Source organism: Streptomyces cinnabarinus (genome assembly GCF_027270315.1).
Taxonomy (GTDB): Bacteria; Actinomycetota; Actinomycetes; order Streptomycetales; family Streptomycetaceae; genus Streptomyces; species Streptomyces cinnabarinus.
In genome coordinates this window covers 7,184,162-7,205,866 of the sequence record NZ_CP114413.1, presented here as the reverse complement: position 1 = coordinate 7,205,866, position 21,705 = coordinate 7,184,162, and the positions used below count along the sequence as shown (strand labels likewise).

Here is a 21,705-nt window from a genome sequence, read left to right as displayed (position 1 = left end):
GGGTCTGACAATCGGCCCCGGCGACCGGCCCGGGCCGGGTTACGGAACCGTGCGGGAGACGACGTACACCATGGGGAACTCGGGGTTGCCCGTGTTCACCACGATGTCCTGCGTGGGCGCCGGGTTCTTCTGCTCGCGGACCAGTCCGAAGTAGTCGCCGGGCCGGGCTCCCTCGCCCGTGAACTTCCAGCCGGTGACCTTCTGGTCGCGGGCGCCGATGGTGATGTCGTCCCGCTCCAGGTCGTCCCGGCTCAGGCCCAGTTCGGCCAGGAAGGCGTCGAGACCGGCGTGCGTGGTCTGGAACTGGACGTAGAGGCGGCTGGTGCGCCAGTTGTTGGTCTCGTAGTACGCGACCTGGTTCGCCGGGTGCGGTATCGGGATCTGGTAGAGGCGGCGCTGGACCTTGGACGGCCAGCCCTCGGTGAGGCCCGTCGCCGAGTACTTGGCCTCCTTGTCCTTGCCGCTGTCCCGGCTCTGGTTGGCGGAGATCACCAGATAGCCGGCCGGGACGCCGATGAGCAGCCCGATGATGAGCAGGGTCAGGGCGCGGCGGCGGATCATGTGGCGCCGGTCCTCGGCGGGACGGGACGGCTCGTCCGCGGGTTCGGCCTGGCGGGGCAGATCGGGGGTCATGGTCACGCGGGCCCCTGCGACGCACGGCGGGAGGCCACGTACCGCTCGTAGCGCTCATGGCGCTCCACCCGGCGCCGGTTGGCGCGCCGGAAGCGGCGGGCGACCAGCCGGGCGAGGTCGGCGGCGCCGACCATGCCGGCCTCGGGGCCGAGCTGGGCGCGCGCGATCCGGGCCTCGGGGCGGTAGCCGCGGCCGGTGAGGTGCCGCTTGAAGGCGTCCCGCGCGGGGGCGATCAGCAGGTCGTCGGCGGCCGAGACACCGCCGCCGATGACGAAGCAGGACGGGTCGAGGGCGGCGGCGAGGTTGGCGATGCCGACGCCGAGCCACTGGCCGATGTCCTGGAGCAGCTCGATGCACATGGCGTCGCCGTCCCGGGCCAACTCGGTGATCATCGGGCCGCTGATGTCGGCGATGTTGCCCTTGACGTGCTCGATGATCCCGTACGCCACCGGGGAGTCGGCCGCGGCCAGCTCACGCGCCTCGCGCACCAGCGCGTTGCCGGAGCTGTACTGCTCCCAGCAGCCGCGGTTGCCGCACGGGCAGCGGTGCCCGCCGGGGACGACCTGCATATGGCCGAACTCGCCGGCGACGCCGAACTTGCCGCGCTTGACCTGGCCGTCCTCCAGGATCGCGCCGCCGATGCCGGTGCCCAGCGTGATCATGACCAGGTGGTCCTCGCCCCGGCCCGCGCCGAACCGCCACTCCGCCCACGCGGCCGTGTTGGCGTCGTTGTCGACGAGCACCGGCACCGCGAGCCGCCCGGCGAGCCGGTCCCGGAGCGGTTCGTTGCGCCAGGACAGGTGCGGGGCGAACAGGACGCGGTTGCGGTCGGCGTCGACCCAGCCGGCCGCGCCGATGCCGACGGCGTGCACGTCGTGCCGGTCGGACAGGTCCAGCACCAGCTCGACGATGGTGTCCTCGACGACCTTGGGGCTCTTGGACTTGTCCGGGGTCTCCGCGCGGAGCTTCTCCAGGATGTTGCCGTCGGCGTCGACGACACCGGCCATCACCTTGGTGCCGCCGATGTCGATGCCGACGGTGGGGACCCGGGGCGCCGTCAAGTGGGAGCGGCGTTCACGGGTGCCCACCGTGCGGAGCGCCGGCGCGCGGCGGGAGCCGATGGGGGCGTTGAAGGTGCCGTAGGTGCTCATCAGGCCCGATTCTGCCTCACCGCCGACCCCGGTGCCGTACAGGGAAACAATGGGGTGGTTCACGATGTACGCCGTCTACAGGCCGTATGTGGCTTGTCGCGCAGTTCCCCGCGCCCCTAGGTGCGTTCCAGTTCGTGGCGTAGATCGTCCAGGTCGTTTCCGCCTGCCATCTGTCTCGTCAGCTCGTCCGGAGTGATCTCACCGCGGGTGTGGTTGCCCACCATCGTGCCCCTCTTCAGCAGGACGAAGCGGTCGCCGACCATATAGGCGTGGTGCGGGTTGTGTGTGATGAAGACAACGCCCAGGCCCTCGTCCCTCGCCGTCGCCACCATCTTGAGGACCACGCCCGACTGCTTGACGCCCAGCGCCGCCGTCGGTTCGTCCAGGACCAGGACCCGGGCGCCGAAGTGCACGGCCCGCGCGATGGCCACGCACTGGCGTTCGCCTCCGGAGAGGGTGCCGATGGGCTGGTCGACGTCGCGGAGGTCGATGCCCATGTCGCGCAGCTCGGCCCAGGTGGCGCGGCGCATGTGGTCGACGTCCATGCGCTTGAAGGGGCCCTTGCCCTTGCGCGGCTCGGAGCCGAGGAAGAAGTTCCGCCAGACCGGCATCAGGGGTACGACGGCCAGGTCCTGGTAGACCGTGGCGATGCCGCGGTCTAGGGCCTCGCGCGGGGAGGACAGCTTCGTCTCCTCGCCGTCGATGCGCAGGACACCGCCGTCATGCTGGTGCAGCCCGGAGATGATCTTGATCAGCGTGGACTTGCCCGCGCCGTTGTCGCCCAGGACGCAGGTGATCTCGCCCTCGTTGACCTCCAGGGAGACGCCTTCGAGGGCGCGGATGTTGCCGTAGTGCTTGCTGACGTCCGCCAGCTCGACGAGCGTCACTTGGTGGCCTCCGCGCGCTTGCGGACCCAGGCGTTGAGCAGGGTCGCGAGGAGCAGCATCGCTCCGAGGAAGAACTTGAACCAGTCGGGGTTCCACTCGGCGAAGACGATGCCCTTGCTGGTCATGCCGAAGATGAACGCGCCGACGGCCGAGCCGACCGCGCTGCCGTAGCCGCCGGTGATCAGACAGCCGCCGATGACGGCGGCGATGATGTAGATCAGCTCGTTGCCGACGCCCTCGCCGGACTGGACGACGTCGTAGGAGAAGAGCAGGTGCTGGCCGGAGATCCAGGCGCCGAACGCGACGCCCATGTAGAGGCCGATCTTGGTCTTGGCGACCGGGACGCCCACCGCGCGGGCCGCGTCCTGGTCGCCGCCGACCGCGAAGATCCAGTTCCCCGCGCGGGTGCGCAGCAGGATCCAGGAGGCGAGGGCGACCAGGCCGAACCACCACAGGATGGTGATCTTGAAGTCGACGTCGCCGATCGTGAGCGTCGAGGCGAAGACGTCCTGGGCGCTGGAGAAGCCCTCCATGTCGGCGATCGACTTCGTCGAGACCGTGCCGTCGATCAGCTTGGTGAAGCCGAGGTTCATGCCGGTCAGCATCAGGAAGGTGCCGAGCGTGATGATGAAGCTCGGCAGCTCGGTGCGGGTGAGCATGATGCCGTTGAAGGCGCCGATGGCCAGGGTGACCAGCAGGGACACCCCGACGCCGACCCAGGTGTTGGCGGTCATCTGGTAGCTGACCATCGACGACACGAGGGCCGACGAGGTCACCATGACGCCCGCGGAGAGGTCGAACTCGCCGCCGATCATCAGCAGGGCGACCGGGACCGCCATGATGCCGATCGTGGAGGAGGCGTAGAGGACCGTGCTCAGGCTCGGTGCGCGCAGGAAGCCGTCGGCGACGAACGCGAAGAAGACGAAGACGGCGATCGCGCCGACCACCGAGCCGAGTTCGGGGCGGCCGAGCAGCTTGCGCAGCGCGGAGGTCTCGATGAGCCGGGTGTCGGCCGTGCCGGCGCTCATCGGGTGCCCCGCTGCGTGTACTCCTCCAGCTGGGCGGCCTGGTCCTTGGTGATGATCTGCGGGCCGGTGAGCACGGGCTTGCCGCCGCCGAGGACATCGGCGTTGTACTTGTACAGCCACAGCAGGTCCACGGCCTGGTAGCCCTGGAGGTAGGGCTGCTGGTCCACGGCGAAGCCGAGGGTGCCGTCCTGGAGCGAGGCCGCGACCTTGGCGTTGAGGTCGAAGGTGTCGATCTCGGCGTCGCTACTGGCGCCCTGCTTGGCCTTGACGGCGGTGTCGGCGTACGGCGCGCCGAGCGTGACGACCGAGTCGATGGAGCTGTCGGCCTGGAGCTTGGCCTCGATGGCGGACTGGACGTCCGGCATGTTCGTGCCGGTGACGTACAGGTCCTGGACGGTGCCGTCGAAGGTGTTCTTGATGCCGTCGCAGCGCTGTTCGTGGCCGACGTTGCCCTGCTCGTGCAGGACGCAGACGGCCTTCTTGCGGCCGCGCGCGTTCAGCTCCTCGCCGACGGCCTCTCCGGCGATGGTCTCGTCCTGCCCGATGTGGGTGAGCGCGCCGAAGTCCTCGGACTCCGCCGAGCCGGAGTTCACGGTGATCACCGGGATTCCGGCCTTGCGGGCGCGGGCCACGGCGGCCTTCATGGCGTCGGGCTTGGCGAGGGTGACGATGATCCCGTCGACCTGCTTGTCCACGGCCGCGTCGACGAGCTGGGCCTGCTGCTGGGCCTCGTCGTCGTGGGAGTAGAGGAAGTTGATGTTGTCCTTGACGGCGGCCTGCTCCGCACCGCTCTGGACGATGTCCCAGAAGGTGTCGCCATCACCCGAGTGGGTGATCATCGCGAAAGTCCAGCGGGGGGTGTTCACCGCCGCCCTGCCCTGGGCCGCCGCGGCCTTGCGGGCGTCCTCGGCGCGCTTGCCGCCGGTGCTGCTGCAACCGGCCATCCATGGGACTGTCGCGCACAGTGCCCCTGCCAGCGCGATTCCTGTCCAGGTCCTCAACCGTGCCACGAGGCCGTGCCCTTCTTGCTGTGCCTGACGTACGCAAGGGGCCGGTGTCCTCACCAGCCCCAAACGCCCCAGTATCAAACACAGGGATCACGCGCCGGGTGACCGGGGAGGGCGAGTCGGTCGCATTGTCCGGACATTGCGACGAGCTCGGGTTTTCCAGCGGGGCCGGTTACGGCCGTACGAGGAGCTGGAACTCGAAGGAGTAGCGGCTCGGCCGGTAGAGGTGATCGCCGTACTCGACCGCCCGGCCGGTGTCGTCGTAGGTGGTGCGCTGCATGGTGAGCAGCGGGGCGCCCTCGGCCTCGGTGAGCCGCTCGGCCTCGGCGGCGGTGGCGGCGCGGGCGCCGATGGACTGCCGCGCGCTGTGCAGGGTGATCCCGGAGGAGCGCATCATCCGGTACAGGCCGGTCGCCTCCAGCTGGGCGTTGTCCAGGTCGAGCAGTCCGCCGGGCAGATGGTTGCTCAGGTACGCCATCGGCTCGCCGTGCGCGAGGCGCAGCCGCTCCACCCGGTGCACCTCGCTGCCCTCGGTGACACCGAGCGCGGCCGCGATCTCGGCGGAGGCCGGGACGACGGTGTTGACCAGCACCTTGGTGGCGGGGCGCTGACCGGCCGCCTCCAGGTCGTCGTAGAGGCTGCTGAGCTCCAGGGGGCGCTTGACCTGGCTGTGCACGACCTGGGTGCCGACACCGCGGCGGCGGACCAGCAGACCCTTGTCGACCAGCGACTGGATGGCCTGCCGGACGGTGGGCCGGGAGAGACCGAGCCGTGCGGCGAGCTCGATCTCGTTGCCGAGCAGACTGCCGGGGGTGAGGGCGCCGTGCTCGATCGCGGCCTCCAGCTGCTGGGACAGCTGGAAGTACAACGGCACCGGGCTGCTCCGGTCCACAGTGAGGTCGAGCGACACGGTCGGGTCCACTTCTGGTTTCGGCACGGGGCGAGCGTAGCTCCGTGGCCGGTTGACGGGAAGTCGTGTAGTTCGATTGTCCGGACATACGAATTGACAGGGCGCCGGATGCGACCGCACTTTGGTCCCATGCGCATCGGAGTCATCGGTACAGGCCGGATCGGCACGATCCATGCGAACACACTGAGCCGGCATCGGGAGGTCGGTTCGCTGATCCTCACGGACGCCGATCCCGGGCGGGCCGCGGAGCTTGCCCTGCGACTGGGCGAGACGGCGGCCCCCGGGGTGGACGAGATCTTCCGGTGGGGCGTGGACGCCGTGGTGATCACGACGGCGACCTCGGCCCACGCCGAGCTGATCGGCCGGGCGGCGCGTTCGGGGCTGCCGGTGTTCTGCGAGAAGCCCATCGCGCTTGATCTGCCGGGCACGCTCCAGGCGATCAGCGAGGTGGAGAGTGCCGGAACGATCCTTCAGATGGGCTTCCAGCGCCGCTTCGACACGGGCTATGCCGGGGCCCGGGAGGCGGTGCGCGCGGGGCGGCTCGGGCGGCTGCACACCGTGCGGGCGCTCACCAGCGACCAGGCGCCGCCCCCGGCCGCCTATCTGCCGCTGTCCGGCGGGCTCTACCGGGACACGCTGATCCATGACTTCGACGTACTGCGCTGGGTGACCGGGCGCGAGGTCAGCGAGGTGTACGCGGCCGGGTCGGACGCCGGTGGCGCGATGTTCCGCGAGGCGGGCGACGTGGACACCGCCGCGGTGGTGCTGACCCTCGACGACGGGACGCTCGCCACGGCCACCGCGACCCGGCTGAACGGCGCCGGCTACGACGTGCGCATGGAGCTGGCCGGGGAGCGGGACACGATCGTCGTGGGCCTCGACGACCGCACCCCGATCGCCTCCACCGAGCCGACCGGACCACCGGCCGCGGACAAGCCCTGGCCCGGGTTCCTGGAGCGCTTCGGCCCCGCCTACGAGGCCGAACTGGTGGCGTTCGTCGAGGTGGTCACGGGTGAGCGGGCCAACCCCTGCGACGGCCGCGAGGCCCTTCAGGCGCTGCGCGTGGCCGAGGCCTGCGAACTCTCCCGGCGGGAGCGAAGACCGGTCCGGCTGGCGGAGCTCCCGGGCGGTCACGAGGCGGCCCGGATCTGAGACCGCGGCTGTGCCGCCTGCCACCGCACCGGCAGGCTCCGCATGCAGCGCGCGTATCGCGGTGCGTGCCTCCAGCCGGGCCAGGGGCGCGCCCAGGGCGCGCAGGCGGGCATACTCCGGATGCGGATCGCTCCGGAACCCCTCGCACACCTGCCCGCCACCCGGACAACGGACGGCGCCCCCAGCTAGTGCCCGTTCTCCCCGGATTCCTCCAGCAGACCCGCGTCATGGGCCAACAGGGCGATCTGCACCCGGTTGTTGAGGCCGAGCTTGGTCAGGATGCGGGAGACATGGGTCTTCACCGTGGCGACGCTCATGAACAGGCCGGTCGCGATCTCCGCGTTGGACAGTCCCCGGCCCACCGCCACGGCGACCTCGCGTTCGCGGTCGTTCAGGGCGGCGACCCGGTCACGCGCGCCGGTACGGCGGGTGTCGGCGGCGGCGTCCGCCGCGTGCTCCATCAACTGGCGGGTCACGGTGGGCGACAGCACCGGATCGCCCGCGGCGACCCGCCGCACCGCGTCGACGATCTCGGCGGGCGGGGTGTCCTTGAGGACGAACCCGGCGGCGCCCGCGCGCAGGGCGCGCAGCACCTGCTCGTCGGCGTGGAAGGTGGTGAGCAGGACCACCTGCGGGGCGTCGGGGCGTCCGCGCAGCCGTTCCGTGGCGGTGAGGCCGTCCATCGCGGGCATCCGGATGTCCATCAGCACGACGTCCGGGCGGCAGCGCTCGACGAGTTCCTCCACCTCGGCGCCGTCGGCGGCCTCACCGACGATCTCGATGTCGTCCGCGCCGCCCATCATCAGGGACAGACCGGCCCGGACCAGCGGGTCGTCGTCGACGAGGAGCAGTCTGATCGCAGTCATGGACCTTAACTAATCATGGTTGCCGGGGCGCGGGACGCACGGTCGGGCTAGATTGCCGAACCGAGCGACCGACGAGAGGGATCTCCTTGCGTTACCGGCTTCTGGGCCGTACCGGCCTGCGTGTGTCCGAACTGTTCCTGGGTGCCATGACCTTCGGCGAGGGCGGCGGAGTGGGGGTACCGCGGGAGGAGGCCGCGCGCATCCTCGACACCTACGCCGAGGCGGGCGGGAACGTCGTCGACACCGCCGTCAACTACGGTGACGGGCAGAGCGAGAGCATCGTCGGCGAGCTCCTCAAGGGGCGGCGCGACCGGTTCGTACTGTCCACCAAGTACACCTGCACGCGCGACGGCGAGGACCCCAACGCCGCGGGCAACCACCGCAAGAACCTGACCCGGTCGCTGGAGACGAGCCTGCGCCGGCTCGGCACCGACTACATCGACCTGTACTGGGTGCACATCTGGGACCCCAACACCCCGGTCGAGGAGACGATGCGCGCCCTCGACGACGCCGTGCGCTCCGGAAAGGTCCTCTACATCGGCGTCTCGGACGCCCCGGCCTGGCTGGTGTCCCGCGCCAACACACTGGCGGAGCTGCGGGGTTGGACGGAGTTCGCCGGACTCCAGGTGCCGTACAGCCTGCTGAACCGGGACGTCGAGCGGGAACTGCTGCCCATGGCCGAGGCGTTGGGCCTGTCGGTGGCGGCGTGGAGTCCGCTCCAGGGCGGGATCCTGTCCGGCAAGTACACCCGGCCGGGCGGTGTCGGCGGGGGCGAGCCCGCGCGGCTGGACGCCGGTGCGGTCGGTGAGCGGGAGCACGCCGTGGCGCGGGCGGTGGGGTCGGTGGCGGACGAACTCGGCGTCTCCCCGGCGCAGGTGGCCCTCGCCTGGACCATGACCCGCTCCGCCGCCGTGCATCCGATCGTCGGCGCCCGGCGGGCCGGGCAGCTCGCCGACAACCTGGGCGCGGCCGGACTGACCCTGCCCGCCGAGCTGATGACGAGGCTTGAGGAGCCGACCGGCTTCCGCCTCGGCTTCCCCGCCGAGTTCATCGACGCCACGTCGAAGTGGGTGTACGGGGCGGCGGGACAGCGCGTGGTGCCCCGCCGCCTCCCCTGAGCGCTGATAAGCCCTCAGGCCCGCAGGACGACGCCGTAGCGCGTGCGCAGGCGGTGCAGTTCCCAGCGGACCACCGCCGTCACCGAGGCCGGACCGGCCAGGACGGCGAGCGCCTGGACCACGGGCGGGCCGGGCGGCAGTCCGCCCGCGGCCAGGCTGATCAGCGCGAACTCCCACACCAGCACCAGCGTGAGCAGGGCGGGCAGCGCGGCGTGCACGCCCGCGGAGTTGAACCCGGTGCGCACGGCGGGCCCGGTGGCGAAGAAGAGGAAGAACACGAGCCAGAAGACCGGCAGCGTCAGCCCCAACTCCAGCCAGGGGAAACCGCCGTCGGGGGTGACGGGCCTGCTGTTCTGGGCCAGGGCGATCCCGACGAAGCACAGCGGTACGGCGGTCACCGCGCCGACGTACCACAGGGCCGACTTCCCTGCGGCCCGCACCCGGGGCCGCATCTCGGCCTTGGTCTGCGCCGACGCCATGCGGAACAGGAACGCGATCACCAGGGGCGCGCTCAGGAGCAGCAGCGGCGGGGTGACGGCGATGCGCATCATGTACTGCTGCTGTGCCTCGCTGATGTCCTCCGGCTTGCCGTACATCACCAGCAGCCCGACGGACATGACCACCGCGGTCCAGGCCCGCACCCGCTGGACGCGCATCAGGTCCGGATCCTCGATACGGCGGTGTCCGTTCGGCGGGAAGAGCCGGTGCGCCCGGCTGCGGGCGGAGCGGGCGAAGACGTACCCGGCCATGAGCGGCAGCGTCACGAACCAGGTGCAGGGGATGAGGAGCAACGCCCAGGCGCAGCCGTGGACCCGGGTCCGCCCGCCCCGCAACAGCACGCGCAGCGGCGGCCATTCGGCATCGCGCAGGCCCCGAAGACCGCCCAGCAGCGTGGTGGGCGGGGGCTGCGGCGGCGGCACATGGGGATGGGGCGGCGGATAGCCGTAGGGGTACGGCTGGGGCGGGACCTGCGGGGGCGGCGGCGGGTACGGTCCGCCGTTCGGTGGTCCCGGCGGCGGTGGCTGGTACGGGTTGTACGGTCCCCCGAAGCTCACTGTGCGGTTTTCCTTCCGGTGCCGGCGGCCTGTGCGCCGCTCAACGGTGTGACAGCCGCACCACCCTAGTCAACCGGGTTCACCACAGCCGCAATTGTCACCCCCAGGGCAGCCAGGCCCGCACCTCGAAACCACCGTCCGCCGTCGGGCCGTGCTCCAGCCGGCCGCCGGTCAGCGTCGCCCGTTCGGTCAGCCCGATCAGGCCCTGCCCGGAGCCGGGCACATGCGGCACCTCGCGCTCCGGCGCCGGATTGCGCACCCGCACGTCGAGGCCGTCGCCCGGGGCGCCGGTGACCGTGACGGTGACCTCGGTGCCGGGGGCGTGCTTACGGGCGTTGGTCAGGCCCTCCTGGGCGATGCGGTAGGCGGTGCGGCCCACGGAGGCGGGGACGGTCGCGGGATCGGTGACGCGGTTGTCGAGGCCGACCTTCATCCCGGCCTCGCGGGACTCGGCGACCAGCGACTCCAGCGCGCCGAGCGTGGGCTGGGGACGGCTGTTGTCGTCGCGGTCCCCCGCCCGCAGTACGCCGATGATCTCCCGCAGGTCCTGGAGGGCCTCGTGGGCGCTCTCCCGGATGACCCCGGCGGCGCGCGCGATCTCCTCCTGGGGCGCGTCCGGCCGGAACTCCAGCGCGCCCGCGTGCACGCTCAGCAGCGTCAGCCGGTGGGCGAGGACGTCGTGCATCTCCCGCGCGATGGCCTCGCGCGCCAGCCGCTGCGCCTGCTCGGCCCGCAACTGCGCCTCGGTCTCGGCGCGCCGCGCCCGGTCGCGCAGGCTGAGCATGAGCTGACGCTTCGACCGGACGAACATGCCCCAGCCGACGACGGCGCCGTTCAGCACCACGCCGAGGACCAGCGTCCAGCCGTACGGGATATCGGGGTCGGGGCGCAGCCAGTAGAAGAGCGGGGTCAGGGCCAGCGCGATCCCGCTCACCCAGGCCACGTAGCGGAACGGCCGGTGCACGGCGAGGGTGAACACCGCGACCAGGGCCGCGCCGGACGCGGTGAGGGAGAGGAAGCTGACCGGAATCATCGCCACGGCGAGCCCCAGCGGCCAGCGGCGGCGCAGCCAGACCGCCGCGCAGGCCAGCGCGCCGAGCACCTGGTCGAGGGCGGCGACGGCCTCGGGGAGGTGCTCCTGCTCAATGCCGTCGGCGGTGAGCAGGCCGACGCAGACGGCCGCCAGGAAGCAGCTGAAGTCGACGACCCAGTCCCGCGCGGTGCGCCGGTGCCGCCGCCCCGGGCGTTCGCCTTCGGGGTCGAGTTCCTTCACCACGGCCGAGGGCAGCAGCCAGCGCTGCGCCACGAAGGGCTGCGGTTCGGGGCCCGGCATCTCACCACTCACGGTCGACAAATCTACGCAGACCCGCGCCGCGGCACCGCCCCTGAGGCGAGATCGTCGACCAAAGTCGCGGCATCGCCGACTTTCGGCGCGGCGGAGCGGGGGAAGGGCGGACTTCCGTCGGCCCCGCCCCGCCCCACGGCCGATGTGCGCGGGGGGACCGCGGGGCGAGGGTGGTGCCATGAAGCAGTTGCTGGAAGTTCTCGGGTTCCTCGCCCTGGTGCAGGGCGTCGCCGGTCTGCTGCACGAGTTCACCGACTGGGACTGGGGCCTGGTGCAGAAGCTCGGCTTCCTCGACGGCTACGAGATCTACGCGAGCGTCACGCTGCTGGTCCTGGCGTTCGCGCTGTTCGCGGTGGCCGAGAGCCGGAAGCCCGGCTGAACCCGGACCGGACCTCCGGCCGGTCGCACCCTTCCTCGGGTCCGACCGTGATCGCTCGGCTCAGCAGCCGTAGTCGATCAGGTCGAAGGAGGCGTAGTGGTCGGAGGTGTAGTAGTCCTCCTCGTACGCCTGACCGGTGACGATCCGGCGAGCACCGCGCGTGGACACGCCCGGCGTCTTGACCGTGTACTCGTGGTAGTAGCCCGACGAGTGGCTGGGCAGAATGCCTTCCCGGTTGTAGAAGACGGATCCGTCCTGCGAGTACGGGAAGGGTCCGCCCTGCTCGATCAGGTTGAGCGTGGTGTACGCCTGGGAGGGCAGGTCGCTGTAGCAAATGTCACCGACAGCGGTGGCGGCCGCGGTCGCCGAGGTCGCGGTGACGGTACCGCCCAGCAGGACGGCGGACAGGAGCGCGACTGCGGCGCCGATACGAGTGGTCCGTGGGGGGAATCTCATGCGCACCATGATGACGCGCGTAGACGCTGACATGTCAATGACAACTTCACAGATTTTCCCGGCAAGTCCGAGAAGTTTTCAGGGAGTTAACCTGCCACGCCGACGACTCCCGGCGCCGAGCGGACCGCGGCCGACGGGAACCGGAGCGACGGGCGCGACGGGCGCGACGCCACAATAGGAGCGGGTGACTCGCATTCAAATCGAACAGATATGGAAACGAGGATTCCGAATCACCTTCCGACATCGATGGAATTCGAACACCCGCCGCCTTTCTGTTCAATTTCCATTTGATCAACGAACGGGGCTCTTCCCAATTAAGTCAAACCCTTACGGGCGCCACCGCCTGGTGCTACAACTACTGGCACGGTCTAGCGGGGTCCCAGGGGGGTGGTCCGATGATGACGGGCGCCTCCAGCCCTTCGTCGAAACGGCGGAGCCCAACTTCGCGAGACTCATTACGTCCCGTCTCATTTCCGTTGATCGGCTTGCCGAGCACGGTGAGAGTGATTTGCGCGCTATTACTGGCGCTGCTGCCGTCGGCCATTCCCGTGCCGGCCCACGCCACGGATGATCAGGGGGCCCTGCGTCCCGGCCCGGTCGACTTCGTCGTCCTGGTCGACGAGTCCGGGAGTCTGTCGAAGGCGGACGTCGCCGCGGAACGTGCGGCCGCCGCGGTGCTGGCGCTCGGGGAGGTCTCCGAGAAGTCCCGCGTGGCCGTGGTCGGCTTCGGCAGCGTGACACGGTCCGGACAGGCCCCCGTGGACACCGTGTGCCCGCTGACCCGGGTGGACGCGGCCGGCCGGGAGCGGCTGAGTGCCTGCGTTTCGGGCCTGCACCGGCGAACCGACGCCGAGGGCAACGGCACCGACTTCCCCGCGGCCCTGGCGCAGGCGCTGTCGCTCCTCTCCGGCAGCGAGGACAGCACCCCGAAGATCGTCTTCCTGCTGACGGACGGTCAACTCGACGTCAGCGACAGCCCCGCTTACGGCGACGATCCCGATGCGCGCAATGCCAACGCTCGGAAAGCGCTCAAGAAGAGGATCGAACAGGCCCGCGCGGACGAGGTGCAGATCTGGCCCCTCGGCTTCGGCTCGGCCATCGACAAGCAGCAGCTGGACGCGCTCGCAGCGGGCGGCTACCAGAGCCGCTGCGCCGATCTGCCCTCCGCCCGCCCCACCGCGCGTGTCACGGCAGGTTCCGCCGACGTGGCCGAGGTCCTGCTCACCGCCTTCGCGGGCGCACGCTGCGCGCGCACGACACCTGGTGACACGGCGTCGGTGTCGTCCAGCGCCGATCTGGAGGTGACGATCCCGCCGGTCGCGACGGACGGGACCATCGACGTCATCAAGGAGAACCCGGACGGCGTCGCGGTGACGTACTACGACCCGCGCGGCCGAAAGGTGCCGCTGAACGGCAGAGCCCACGGCTCGGAGTTCGAACTGGTCGGCCAGTCCGGGCCGGTGGAGGCGCTGCGCATCCGCAATCCCTACCCCGGAACCTGGCGGGTCCATGTGCAGGTGCTCGACGGGGCGTCGGCACAACGGATCACGGCCACCGCGATCTGGCAGGGCGTCCTGCGCTCCTACATCCTGGTCTCCCCGCCCGTCCCGACCGCCGGACAGCAGGTCACGGCCCACGTCACGCTCCAGACCCGACAGGGCGTCGTCCTCACCGAGCGCGCGCAACTGGCCGGCATCAGAGTGTCGGTGAAACTGACCGGCACCGGCTTCCCGGCCCGCACCGTGCGCCTGACGGACGACGGTGAAGGACCTGATCCCCAGGCACACGACGGTGAGTTCTCGGCGCGCATCACCGTACCGCGCACCGCCACCGGGGCGGTGTCCTTCACCGGGTTGATGCTCGGCGAGGGCATCGCGGGCGACCTGAGCCCGTACTCCACCCGACTGGCCACCTCCGCACCGCTGGTGACCGGCGCGATCGTCCTCGAGGACCGGGAGGTGCACCCGGGTGACACCGCGCACGGCAGCGTCGAACTACGCAACGACGACGACTCCGAGCACCGTCTGAGCCTGACGCTGGACGACGGCTCTTCGGGCAGCGCGCTCACCGTGGGCCCACAGAGGATGACGGTCGCCGCGGGCAAGGCCGTGCGCCTGCCCCTGCGGCTCGACTTCGGGCAGGACGCGGCGCTCGGCGCAGTGTCAGGGCGGTTGACGGTGCGGGACGAGACATCGGGCCAGGTCTTGACGCAGACCTTCGTCACGGTCCGGGTCGTGCCGGTGCCCGGCTTCCTCGACCGGTACGACAGGCAAGTGGGCGCCGCGGCCGCCTTGCTCCTGGCCCTGGCGGTGCTGCTGGGGTTGCGCTGGCAGGACCGGCGCCGGGCCCGCGAGACCTCGGACATCCAACTGATCTTGTACCGCGGCGACATGGAGCTCAGCCGGCTGCGGGCACCCGCCCACGCCGGCCCCGAGTTCGGCTTCTCGCTCCGTGCGGCCACGGGCGGCAACCAGCGGCTCCTGCTGGACGACTCCCCGGGCCGCCATCGGGTACGCCGAACCGCCGACGGCGGACTCGTCGTCCGGCTGGCGGGTGGCGAGCGACTCGTCGTCCCCCGCAACCAGCGCTCCGCTCTCACCGACGGTCTTTCCCTCGGCTTCGCCGACCACCGTCCCGCCGCTCGCTCGGCGCGATCGTCTCCCACCGGACGTGGCGCGCGCGGCGCCGAGAGGACCGCGCCGAAGGAGCGGTCCGAGGGACGGTCGCGACAGATCCGAGGCAAGCGCGAGTCGGCCGCCCAGAACACCACGCTGAAAACACGGCGGCCTTATGACGACGATTTCTGACGCGCGAGGCGTCCGCACGGTTCGCGGACCATCCACCCGGTCACCGCGCGCGTACGCCATGTCCCCTCGAGGTGAGGCTCAGTGAAGATCTATCAGCCGATGCTCTTCGTCGGCCTCGGGGGCACCGGTTGCCTCATCGGCGCCGAACTGGAGAACCGGCTGCGCGAGGCGCTCTGCGGGCCGGACGGCACCGCCCTGTTCCCCGTGCTCCGGGGCCGACAGCTGCTGCCGTACCAACTGCCGGACTGTCTGCAGTTCGTGTACGCCGATCTCAACGAGGCCGAGCTGAACCGCCTGCCGCACATGCGCGCCGACGGGCCGCTCAAGGCCGCGTACAGCCGGACCTCGCACGCCACCTTCGGGTTGCTGCCGCGCTTCGACTCCTATCCCGAGGTGGCCCGCAGCCTACGGACCAATCTGCCCGGGCCACTGTGCACATGGCTGCCACCGCGGGCCAGCGAGCCACGCGTCGCACCGCTGATCCGGGGCGCGGGACAATTGCCCACGGTGGGTCGGGGGGCGCTGTTCGAGACCTTCCGCAGTGGCCTCGGCGCGGCCATGGGACCGCTGCGCGAGGCGATCTCGATGATCAGCAAGTCGGGCGGTGATCTGACGTCGCTGGGGGGCACACTGGCCGACAGCTGCGACGTGTTCGTGGCCTTCTCGGTGGCCGGCGGCACGGGTTCGGGCATCTTCTACGACTATCTGCATCTGATCGGGCAGGCCTTCGACGAAGCCCACTACCGGGTGAAGATCTACCCGCTGGTGCTGATGCCGTCCGCCTTCGACGACGGGCGCGGCGGCGGCAGGGCCGCACGGCTCAACGCCGGCCGCGCGCTGGTGGACCTGTTCCGCCTGGTCGACGACCAGAACGCACCCGACGCCGAGGACAACCTGGACGACGTCGGCACCCAGGGGCAGCTCCGCCTGGAGTACCCGGGCGGCCTGGCAGTGCGGCTGCGCCCCTCCACCGCGCAGACGGCGTTCCTGTTCAGCCGTACCTCCGGCATCGAGCGCGAGGACCTGCACCGCAGTGTCGTCTCGCTCATGATGTCGCTGCTCGGCACCGAACTCGGCGACGACGACGGCCGCACGCACGACAGTGACCACCTCTACCAGTCCTTCGCCGACTCCTTCATCAACACGAACGTGGAGCGCGCGGCCATCGCGCCGACCGGAATCGGCCACCGGGGGGTGTCCACGAGCCTGGTCGCCTCCATGACCGTGCCGGTCGACGAGTTGGCGGAGCTTCTCGCCTCGCGACTTCAGGCCACCGCACTGCGTCGGCAGGACGCGGCGCCCCGCCCGCCTGACGGCTCCAGACGGGAACTCGTCCGCGAGTTCTTCACCGCCTCGAACATCGACCCTCTGTGGGGCCGGACCAGTCTGCCCATCAACGAGCCCCGCCCTGTCACCGGAGCCCGCGCCATCCTCGACGCGCTCGCCACCCGGCAAGTCGCGATGGAGGACGCCCTGGGCGACCTGGATCGCCAACTGCGGCAACTTGTCGCCGAGTTGGCGGCGGGATTCGACCCGGTGCGCGGGGTGCGGCAACTGCTGGGCCGGTGCGACGTCATGGAGCTCCACCACGTTGTCCTCGGCGACCCTGGAGCCAAGGACCGGCTGGAGCGGGTCGGCTTCGCCGGTCTGCTGGAGAACCGGCGCCGTGAGCCCGAGCGCCCACCCGGACTGACCACCGGTCCCCCGCAACCACAGGGAATCCGGGACCGCATGGGCGGGCTGGTCAAAGCCAAGTGGACCGACCCCGAGGTGTCCGCCGTTCTGCAACAGCAGGACACCTGGTACCAATGGGAGTCCCGGCGTACCTGGCACCGCCACTGGGCCGACCATGCGGCGCGCTGGGACCGCACCCTGGCCGGGGTCAAGTCCGAGCTGAACGCCCTCGTCGCCGCGTTCCGCGAACAGGCCGACGAGGAGCACGCCTCCTTCAGTCAGCGCACCCGCCACCTCTACCGGCCTCGCACGGGCGTGTCGTATCTCCTGCCCGCCCAGGCGGACCTGGCCTCCTTCTACGAGGCGGTGGTACGGCGGTTGCTGCTGGCCGAGGGGTTGCGCGAGACCGAGGACGAACAGGCCCTGCTGGGACGCCTGGTGAGCTCCGAGCAATGGCGGGCCGCATTCGGCGAGGCGCGAGCCGAACCCCGTCGCGCGGTACACGTGATCAAGGATCAACTCCAGCACCGGATCAAGCGGCTGTTCGTGGAACCCGGCAACCGGGAAGAGCGCCCCCTGCTGCCGCGGCTGGGCACTCTGCTGGCCGAGGCGGCCACGGGCGGTGGCGGACAGGTCGGCGACGACGCACTGGAGCAGTGCCGGCACAAACTGGCCTCACTGCTGCCGGTCGGATTCTCGCCGGAGGGAAGCGGTCGGCTGAAGGTGCTCATCGTGTATCCGGCTACGTCCTCCGACGCGACCGTACGCAGGTTCCTGGAACGCGAGATGCGGCTGCCGCGTGACAGCGAACGCGAGATCGAGTTCCGGCCGGTGTCCACGGAGTCCATCACGGTGGTGCTCTTCCGCAGCTCGATGAGTCTCACCGAGGTGCCGGAGGTGCGCGAGACCCTGACCCTGTGGGCCGAGGCACTCGCCGCGGAACAGCCCGGCGACCACCTGAGATGGCGTCAGCGGCTCGGCTACGGCTACGACTTCCTGATGGGCACGGTGGCGGACCGGAGGCACATCCTGCACCGGCTGTTGTGCGCCATATGGAACAACCAGGTCCAGGTCTTCGGAGACATCACGAGTCCGCGCCGGATCCGCATCGGTCTGCAGGACCGGGACTCCGCCGCCATGGTCTGCCCGCTCGACGCCCCCGGCGGTGGGCTGTCCAGCTGGGGCAACCTGCTGCGCGCGTACGAGGCATGGACGCTGGCCGAGGACAGCGGTGGAATCCGCAACGCGTTCTGCGAGCAGCTGATGACCACCACCCCCTTGGGCCTTGAGGTATCGCCGATCCCCCCGCACGGACTGTTCCACACGCTGGTCCATGAGGTGGCGCCGCAGCAGAGCAGACTGCTGGAAGTGATGGCCCAACAGGAGGACGGACAACGGCCCGCCGGCTTCACCGACCTCACCGCCTTCTGGAACGAGACCCTGCCGGGCGCCATCGACCTGCCCTTCCCACGGACGCACCGGATGTCGGGCTGGACCCTTCGTAAACTCCACCAGTCCTTCCAGCCCGCGTCCGGCCACTACCAGCCCCCGGTGCACGACCGGCGCTTTGGTGCCGGCGCCGACCAGACCAAGGACCCCCGGGGAGAGTGACCATGATCGGCTCCACCGACGACCGGCTCGTTGTCTGTATTGATCTGCGCCACGAGCTGGACAAGGTGATGGGCTCCCCGACCCTGGACGACCGCTTCCGCTACGCGATGCGCGAAGCACATGTGCGGTCCGCGGATGTCTCGCGTGTGCTGGTCATCGACACGGTCGCCGATCTGCCGGCACATCACGCGGCCTACGAGCGGCTGTGCTCCGACCCCCTGGTGTCGAACCTGCTGTGCCTGGCGGTGGGGCCGCTGCCCGGGCCGGACGAGCGGGTCCTGAGCCTGCCCGCGCAGCTGCGGCCCCCCGTGGCGGCCACGCTGTGGATCGGGGATGTACGGGGCATCGGCTGGCGTCCCGGCCAGGCCCGCTCGCTGGCGCTGACCGACACCGACATCGCGGCGGACGACAGTACCGGCCTGGAGCCACTGATCGACCTGCTGCGGGTGGCCGAGGTGTTCGACGAGGCCGTGGCGGCGCTGAGTGAACTGCCGTCCGCCGTCGCGAGCCCGTCGCTGCGTCTGCTGGCGCACGAGGTGCCCGAACAGGATCTGATGCGCGCCCAGTTGCAGGCTCTGGACGCCTGTGTGTCTCCACCGGACGACCTGCGCGCCGGGCGCGCTCCGGGCGGCGCCCTGGACGTGCTGGCCGGATACGTCCAGGCCGAGGACCTGTCGGTGGAGGACTGCCTGCCCGAGAGCAGCCTGCTGCGGCAGGCCCACTGGCGCAGCGTCGGACGCCTCGGTGAAGCGAACGACCGGCTGGACGCGCTGGCGGGCTGGCGCGGACTGCTGATGGTGGGCGAGCCGGCCGGGGACGTGGTGCAGGCGGCGCGGGAGGCCAGTCATGCGCTGGCCGATTACCGGGATGCCATCGAGCAGACCTTCGAGTGGGCCGACGGACGGGCTGGACTCAACGCCGACGGCCGTGACCATCTCGCGCAGATGGGCATCCAGCTACCGCTGGTGCCCGGCACCCGCCCGGAGGAGGTCGGCGGCGAACTGCGCCGACAGGTCGTCCAGCAACTGCGCAGGCGCCGCCCACTGCCCGAGATCGTGTCGTGGCTGCGGGACTTCGCCGCACGTGCGGTGCCCACCGGGAGCGCCGCCCAGCTCGACCGGCTGCACCGTATCTGCCCGGACGACCTTCTCGACACCCTGCGCGAACCGCCGCCGCCCTCGATCGGCACCGATCCCGTTCCGCCGGCCTTCTGGGCGGCCGCCGCCGCGCTGCTGGCGGGGCTCAGCCCAGTGGGTGTGTGGGGTGTCCTCATCATCCTGGTGCTGCTCGGGGCCGGCGCAGCCCGCACCGCCGGCTCACCCGGCAGGGTGCCGCCCGCCACCGCGGGTGCGCTGGCCGTCTCCTGGCTGGTCGGCGGCGCCGCGGGGCTGGGGCTGCGCTCGGTCGGCGTGCCCGTGTGGACCGGGACCCCGCTGCTCGTACTGGCCCTGCTGGCGGCCGCGCTGTCAGCCCGCTCGCTGTGGGTCGCCGCCGTACGACAGTGGCGGTCCGACACCGGTCTGGCGGAAGCCGGCGAGGCCGTGGAGCGGCTTGGTGACGTTCTCGACCAGGGTGTCCTGCAGCACTGGCTGTTGGCGGACGCCCGGGCCGGTGCGTCCGACCAGGCCAAGGCGCTGGCACATCTGGTGCAGTCGGTCTGCGACACGCTGGCCGAGTTCGCCGAACAGCTCAGCCGCCGAGCCCGCCCCGCCTGGGACTCCCCACCGCGTGACGGCGGCCGGACCGGGCCGGCCGGTGGGCGCGGCGGAAGCACGTTCGCCGTGGAGTACGTCGGCCAGGCCGGGCAAGCCCTGCAGACGACCCTCGCCGGGGACGTCGCCGATCTGGTGGCGGAGGTGCTCGCACCGTACTGGGAGGTCGTACTGCGCGATCCGTCCAGCGCCGCGGCACTGCCCGTGGCCTCCCGTACCGACGGGCTGATGCACGAGTACATGCAGCAGTTGGGAAAAATGGGCACCACTCCCCCGCCCCCGTTCGCCTCGGCATCGGCCGGCCGGCCCGACCCGGCCACCCTCGTCGGAGTGGACCTGCGCCGGATCGTCGACGTCCTGCTGCCCGACAGCCGCCACGACGCGCTGCAACTGTGCTCCCCGGACCAGTTGCGCATGCTCGACCGGGCGCCGGGCTCGGCCCGCAGCTTCGGCTTCGTGCCGCATGCCATGCAGGGGGCATTCTGGAAGGCCGCCGTGGGCTCCGCAGGCTCGGAGAAGGGACCCGACGGCCAGGGCACCGGCGTGGACGACGCGCCGCGGAACGACCGCTGGGCCGCGCACGGGTCACCTGCCGTGGTGGGCATGCCCGAGATCGTCTGGACGGCCTCGGGCCGGTTCGCCGGGCTGCTCCGGCTGGTGCCCCTGTCCGCGGGGGCAGTCCGGTCGGTGTGGCCGGAGGCGGACGTGGACGACGTCTCGTCGGACGACTCCTCGTCGGCCTCGCGTGCGCCGGGCGAGACAGGGTGAGAAGGAAGGGCACGACCCGATGGGTACGCAACGAGGCCCGGAGCGTGACGGGATGAACGAGAGCTTGTCCTTCGTCGACTCCTCCGGACTGCCCGAGCGGGTCCGGGTGCTCGAATACGGAGTCGACGAACAGCCCAGGTCGGCCGCCGGTTTCCGCACCCGCACCCTACGGCTGGAGGACGGGCGGCTCTATCTGCAACGGCGTCTGCTGCCGGCGTACACCACCCGCGCGGAAAGCGTCGACGCGCTGGAGGCGGAGATCCGTGCCGGGCTCACCCTGGTCCGGATGTTCCTGGAGGTCAGCTATCCCGCCGAGTTCACCCGGCTGGCCGGATACGCCATCGAGGTGGAACAGCCGTTCCTGCTGCTGGACCCGCCGCGCGAAGGGCGGACCCTGGCGGAACGGGCCGGCGGACTGATGCTGTCCGCGGAACAGAAGAAGTTCGAGAGCAGCCTGTTCCGGGCCCTGCGCCTGCTGGAGTGGGCCGGACTGGTGCACCGGTCGATCAGCCCGGCGACGGTGCGCTGGGACGGCGCTCGGGTTCAGCTGACGAACTTCGGCAGTGCCGACCGGGTGGGCCGTCCCAGGCAACGGATGGGCTCCCTGCCCTGGGCCCCGCCCGAACAGCGTGAAGGCACCGGCGCCAACGACCACCGCGACGACATCTGGAGCGCCGGCCAGCTCGTGTACTTCGTCGCCCACGCCGGGGAGGCATCGGGTAACCGGATGCCACCGGTCGCCGGGCCGGTCCGTGACGACCTGCTCAAGGACGTGTTCGCCGAACGCGCCGAGCAGCGGCCGGACGCCAGGACGATGCTGCGGCGCATCGCCGCGCCGGATCCCTGGGACGACCTCGGCCGCCCGTCGGATCCACTGCTGGAGGGCCGTCACCGGTTCACCGAACTCCTCGCCGACAAGGGCACGTCGGCGTGGCCGGTGGTGCCGCGGGCCGCGGATCCCCGCCTTCCGCAGGCCGAGCCGGATGCCGAACCGGGCGGACGGAGCGGATCGTACGAGCAGTTCGGCGGCGGCTGGGGACGGCGCCGCGGGCGTCCCGGACCGGGGCGCTGGGGAACGGGCGGCCGCAGGGCGGGAGAAGGCGGATAGTGGATCAGGTATTTCCCAACGGGCAACCGCGACAGCCG

17 protein-coding genes are annotated in these 21,705 nt (G+C 71.0%); 7 read left to right on the top strand and 10 right to left on the bottom strand.

Features of this window, described 5'->3' with window-relative positions:
- Positions 1 to 39: 39 nt before the first annotated feature.
- The 6 genes from STRCI_RS32585 to STRCI_RS32560 all read right to left on the bottom strand — a co-directional run bounded on the left by STRCI_RS32585 (position 40) and on the right by STRCI_RS32560 (position 5,616).
- Positions 40 to 633: a sugar kinase gene (locus STRCI_RS32585; RefSeq protein WP_269664709.1), complete on the bottom strand. Its 594-nt coding sequence runs from the start codon at positions 631 to 633 to the stop codon at positions 40 to 42.
- 2 nt (positions 634 to 635) lie between these two features.
- A complete protein-coding gene (locus tag STRCI_RS32580; RefSeq protein WP_269664708.1) occupies positions 636 to 1,784 on the bottom strand; it encodes an ROK family glucokinase in 1,149 nt (382 codons plus the stop codon).
- 116 nt (positions 1,785 to 1,900) lie between these two features.
- Positions 1,901 to 2,671, bottom strand: coding sequence for an ATP-binding cassette domain-containing protein (locus STRCI_RS32575; RefSeq protein WP_269662540.1), 771 nt, complete (start codon positions 2,669 to 2,671; stop codon positions 1,901 to 1,903).
- The gene (locus tag STRCI_RS32570; protein WP_269662539.1) at positions 2,668 to 3,699 is read right to left on the bottom strand and encodes an ABC transporter permease; all 1,032 of its coding nucleotides are present in this window, start codon (positions 3,697 to 3,699) and stop codon (positions 2,668 to 2,670) included. Before STRCI_RS32570 ends, STRCI_RS32575 begins: the two co-directional genes overlap by 4 nt.
- Positions 3,696 to 4,709, bottom strand: coding sequence for a sugar ABC transporter substrate-binding protein (locus STRCI_RS32565; protein WP_269662538.1), 1,014 nt, complete (start codon positions 4,707 to 4,709; stop codon positions 3,696 to 3,698). Before STRCI_RS32565 ends, STRCI_RS32570 begins: the two co-directional genes overlap by 4 nt.
- 169 nt (positions 4,710 to 4,878) lie before the next feature.
- The gene (locus STRCI_RS32560; protein WP_269664707.1) at positions 4,879 to 5,616 is read right to left on the bottom strand and encodes a GntR family transcriptional regulator; all 738 of its coding nucleotides are present in this window, start codon (positions 5,614 to 5,616) and stop codon (positions 4,879 to 4,881) included.
- Positions 5,617 to 5,745: 129 nt separating this feature from the next.
- Between STRCI_RS32560 and STRCI_RS32555 the strand changes: the two genes are divergently transcribed.
- Positions 5,746 to 6,768 carry a Gfo/Idh/MocA family oxidoreductase gene (locus tag STRCI_RS32555; RefSeq protein WP_269662537.1) on the top strand — a complete coding sequence of 341 codons (1,023 nt, stop codon included), beginning with the start codon at positions 5,746 to 5,748 and terminating at the stop codon, positions 6,766 to 6,768.
- Between the two features lie 185 nt (positions 6,769 to 6,953).
- Here the strand turns inward: STRCI_RS32555 and STRCI_RS32550 are convergent, their stop codons facing one another.
- Entirely contained in the window at positions 6,954 to 7,634 is a 681-nt protein-coding gene (locus STRCI_RS32550) for a response regulator transcription factor (RefSeq protein WP_269662536.1), read from the bottom strand.
- An 86-nt stretch (positions 7,635 to 7,720) separates the two neighbouring features.
- Here STRCI_RS32550 and STRCI_RS32545 point away from each other — a divergent pair, with 86 nt between their 5' ends.
- Positions 7,721 to 8,752 (top strand): aldo/keto reductase, encoded by a 1,032-nt coding sequence (locus STRCI_RS32545; protein ID WP_269662535.1) that lies wholly within the window; start codon positions 7,721 to 7,723, stop codon positions 8,750 to 8,752.
- Positions 8,753 to 8,766: 14 nt separating this feature from the next.
- Here STRCI_RS32545 and STRCI_RS32540 read toward each other — a convergent pair whose 3' ends face one another.
- Complete coding sequence (locus STRCI_RS32540; RefSeq protein ID WP_269662534.1) at positions 8,767 to 9,807, bottom strand: hypothetical protein; 1,041 nt, start codon at positions 9,805 to 9,807, stop codon at positions 8,767 to 8,769.
- Between the two features lie 97 nt (positions 9,808 to 9,904).
- Positions 9,905 to 11,140: a sensor histidine kinase gene (locus STRCI_RS32535; protein ID WP_269664705.1), complete on the bottom strand. Its 1,236-nt coding sequence runs from the start codon at positions 11,138 to 11,140 to the stop codon at positions 9,905 to 9,907.
- A 190-nt stretch (positions 11,141 to 11,330) separates the two neighbouring features.
- Here STRCI_RS32535 and STRCI_RS32530 point away from each other — a divergent pair, with 190 nt between their 5' ends.
- Entirely contained in the window at positions 11,331 to 11,531 is a 201-nt protein-coding gene (locus tag STRCI_RS32530; RefSeq protein WP_269662533.1) for a hypothetical protein, read from the top strand.
- 60 nt (positions 11,532 to 11,591) lie between these two features.
- Here STRCI_RS32530 and STRCI_RS32525 read toward each other — a convergent pair whose 3' ends face one another.
- On the bottom strand, positions 11,592 to 11,987 hold the full coding sequence (locus STRCI_RS32525) for a guanyl-specific ribonuclease (RefSeq protein ID WP_269662532.1): 396 nt from the start codon (positions 11,985 to 11,987) through the stop codon (positions 11,592 to 11,594).
- Positions 11,988 to 12,484: 497 nt separating this feature from the next.
- On the opposite strand from STRCI_RS32525, the gene STRCI_RS32520 reads away from it, so the two are divergent.
- The 4 genes from STRCI_RS32520 (at position 12,485) to STRCI_RS32505 (ending at position 21,667) form a co-directional block, all read left to right on the top strand.
- The gene (locus tag STRCI_RS32520; RefSeq protein WP_269662531.1) at positions 12,485 to 14,794 is read left to right on the top strand and encodes a VWA domain-containing protein; all 2,310 of its coding nucleotides are present in this window, start codon (positions 12,485 to 12,487) and stop codon (positions 14,792 to 14,794) included.
- Between the two features lie 81 nt (positions 14,795 to 14,875).
- A complete protein-coding gene (locus STRCI_RS32515) occupies positions 14,876 to 18,079 on the top strand; it encodes a tubulin-like doman-containing protein (RefSeq protein ID WP_269662530.1) in 3,204 nt (1,067 codons plus the stop codon).
- A gap of 2 nt (positions 18,080 to 18,081) precedes the next feature.
- Complete coding sequence (locus STRCI_RS32510) at positions 18,082 to 20,559, top strand: hypothetical protein (RefSeq protein ID WP_269662529.1); 2,478 nt, start codon at positions 18,082 to 18,084, stop codon at positions 20,557 to 20,559.
- A gap of 52 nt (positions 20,560 to 20,611) precedes the next feature.
- Entirely contained in the window at positions 20,612 to 21,667 is a 1,056-nt protein-coding gene (locus tag STRCI_RS32505; RefSeq protein WP_269662528.1) for a serine/threonine-protein kinase, read from the top strand.
- Positions 21,668 to 21,705: the final 38 nt, after the last annotated feature.

What these genes read in the sequence shown, in the direction of transcription:
- STRCI_RS32585 (WP_269664709.1), bottom strand. Translation starts at nt 633, where the DNA reads ATGACCCCCGATCTGCCCCGCCAGGCCGAACCCGCGGACGAGCCGTCC.
- STRCI_RS32580 (WP_269664708.1), bottom strand. Translation starts at nt 1,784, where the DNA reads ATGAGCACCTACGGCACCTTCAACGCCCCCATCGGCTCCCGCCGCGCG.
- STRCI_RS32570 (WP_269662539.1), bottom strand. Translation starts at nt 3,699, where the DNA reads ATGAGCGCCGGCACGGCCGACACCCGGCTCATCGAGACCTCCGCGCTG.
- STRCI_RS32555 (WP_269662537.1), top strand. Translation starts at nt 5,746, where the DNA reads ATGCGCATCGGAGTCATCGGTACAGGCCGGATCGGCACGATCCATGCG.
- STRCI_RS32550 (WP_269662536.1), bottom strand. Translation starts at nt 7,634, where the DNA reads ATGACTGCGATCAGACTGCTCCTCGTCGACGACGACCCGCTGGTCCGG.
- STRCI_RS32535 (WP_269664705.1), bottom strand. Translation starts at nt 11,140, where the DNA reads ATGCCGGGCCCCGAACCGCAGCCCTTCGTGGCGCAGCGCTGGCTGCTG.
- STRCI_RS32530 (WP_269662533.1), top strand. Translation starts at nt 11,331, where the DNA reads ATGAAGCAGTTGCTGGAAGTTCTCGGGTTCCTCGCCCTGGTGCAGGGC.
- STRCI_RS32525 (WP_269662532.1), bottom strand. Translation starts at nt 11,987, where the DNA reads ATGAGATTCCCCCCACGGACCACTCGTATCGGCGCCGCAGTCGCGCTC.
- STRCI_RS32510 (WP_269662529.1), top strand. Translation starts at nt 18,082, where the DNA reads ATGATCGGCTCCACCGACGACCGGCTCGTTGTCTGTATTGATCTGCGC.
- STRCI_RS32505 (WP_269662528.1), top strand. Translation starts at nt 20,612, where the DNA reads ATGAACGAGAGCTTGTCCTTCGTCGACTCCTCCGGACTGCCCGAGCGG.